We start from the raw sequence: 1,810 nt of genomic DNA, 5'->3' as shown, positions 1-1,810 counted from the left end.
GCGGTTCTGGGCTTTGAGATTACGGATCGCTCCGGTCGTGGTGCGGGTGAAGACGCGTTGGGCGCCGTCGACGAAGTCGACGGTGATCGTGTGTTCGGCGACGTGCGCGGTCACGAGGGTGTGGGCGTGGGGCCGGCCCAGCGCGAGGACTTGGCGGGCGATCATGATCGTGCCGGAGTTCGACGCTCGGCGGGTGACGGTGACCGGCTCGGTCCTGGGCCGGGGTGGTGGGCCGGCCGGTCGGGCTCCGCGTAGCCGTCGGACCTGCTGATAGGTCAGCGGGTTCGGGCGGGTGCGCAGCAACTCCCGAGTGTCCGGGTCGAAGATCAGCAGGACGTGGTCCTCGATGCGGACGCTGACCCGGCGCCCGCCCAGGATTTCCGCGGCCAGGAGCCAGGATCCGGCCAGGGAGATGGTGCCGACCCGGGAGACGGTGCGGTCGACCTCGACGGCGGTGCCGTCGTTCTCGGCCGGTGGCAGGGGTGGTGGGCCGGCGGGGCGGGCGCCGGTGGAGGCCAGGGTGGCGAGCTGGTTGGCGCTGTAGGGGGAGCGGACGGACTTGATCCGGGCGCCGCCGGCGGTGAGGTGGACGACTTGGGTGTCGGCCCAGAACGTGACCGTGACCCCGGCGCGCAGTGGGCCGAGCCAGAACTGTTTGCCCAGCACTGCGAGGTTCCCGGAGGCGGGGACGACGCGCTCGAACTCGACCGGCCCGCCCCGATAGACACCGGGGTCGGGCGGGTCCTCGACACGTCCATCCGCCGCGGGCTCGGGGGCGGTGTCGGGCGGGGCCGGGGCGAGTGGGGCTGTGGTGAGTTGGGCGGGGAGCCGCAGCGGGAGCAGGTCCTCGTCGTCGCGGCGGTGCTGGCTGGGGGCGAAGCGGTCGGCGGGACAGGCCATGTCCAGGGCTTGGTGGGGGCGGTCGCAGTTGTAGGTGGTGATCCAGGTGTCGAGCGCGGCCTGGGCGGTGAGCAGGGTCGGGAACGGGCCGGTGTGGTCGAGGAACTCCCGGCGCAGGCTCAGGTGGAACCGCTCGACCTTCCCGGTGGTGGTGGGGGAGGCGGGTTGGGTGAGGCGGTGGACGATGGCGTTGTCGCGGCAGATCCGGTCGAAGAGCACTTCGCCGCCGTGGCCGAAGCGGGCGGTGAACTGTTTGCCGTTGTCGGTGAGGACTTCTTCGGGGATTCCGTAGCGGCGCAACGCGTTCGCGAAGGCGAGGCAGACCGCGCGGCCGGTGGCGCGGGTGACGACGGTGGCGATGACGGCGAAGCGGGAGTGGTCGTCGACCCCCGTCACGATCTTCGCCTCGACAGTGGCATCGGGGCCGCCGTGGGCGTTGTGGATGAGGACGCCGCCGACGATGTCGAGTTGCCACAGCGCCATCGGTTCGGCGCGTTCCCAGCGTTTGTAGTCGGCGCGTGTGCGTCGTCGTGAGCGTGGTTCGACCAGGCCGTTGCGACGCAGGATCCGGGCCACCGTGCTGCGTGACGGTGCGTCCTCGCCGAGTCGTCCGGTGAGTTCGTGGGCGATGCGGCGTGGTCCCCAGCGGGGGTGTCCGCGGCGCATCTCGCAGACCGCGACCTCGACCTCGTCGGGGGCCTGGTGTGGGCAGGTGTCGGGGCGGTGAGCGGGAGACGAGCCCGGCGAGGCCGTCGGCGTGGTAGCGGGTGATCCAGGTGTGCAGGGTCTGTCGCGAGACGCCGTATTGGGCTGCGACCTGCTGTCGGGGTTCTCCTCGCTGCACGGCGAGGACGGCGCGGTAGCGCTGTTCGACCACGGTCATGTCCACCAGGGCCATTCCCGGCCTCCC

General features: G+C 71.7%; 1 protein-coding gene and 2 pseudogenes. All 3 read right to left on the bottom strand.

What is annotated here, in order from left to right; all coding sequences use genetic code 11:
- The coding region (locus TOK_RS21305; RefSeq protein ID WP_253258541.1) for an integrase core domain-containing protein at positions 1–1,383 on the bottom strand (1,383 nt) is incomplete at its 3' end.
- Between the two features lie 90 nt (positions 1,384–1,473).
- Positions 1,474–1,620 (bottom strand): annotated as a pseudogene (locus tag TOK_RS34750) (helix-turn-helix domain-containing protein); the annotation flags it as partial.
- 7 nt (positions 1,621–1,627) lie between these two features.
- Positions 1,628–1,783 (bottom strand): annotated as a pseudogene (locus TOK_RS35435) (helix-turn-helix domain-containing protein); the annotation flags it as partial.
- Positions 1,784–1,810: the final 27 nt, after the last annotated feature.

The sequence above is a fragment of the Pseudonocardia sp. N23 genome (assembly GCF_002583555.1).
GTDB lineage: Bacteria > Actinomycetota > Actinomycetes > Mycobacteriales > Pseudonocardiaceae > Pseudonocardia.
Note: the sequence above shows the minus strand (reverse complement) of the source record. Positions and strands in the feature narration are given on the sequence as shown.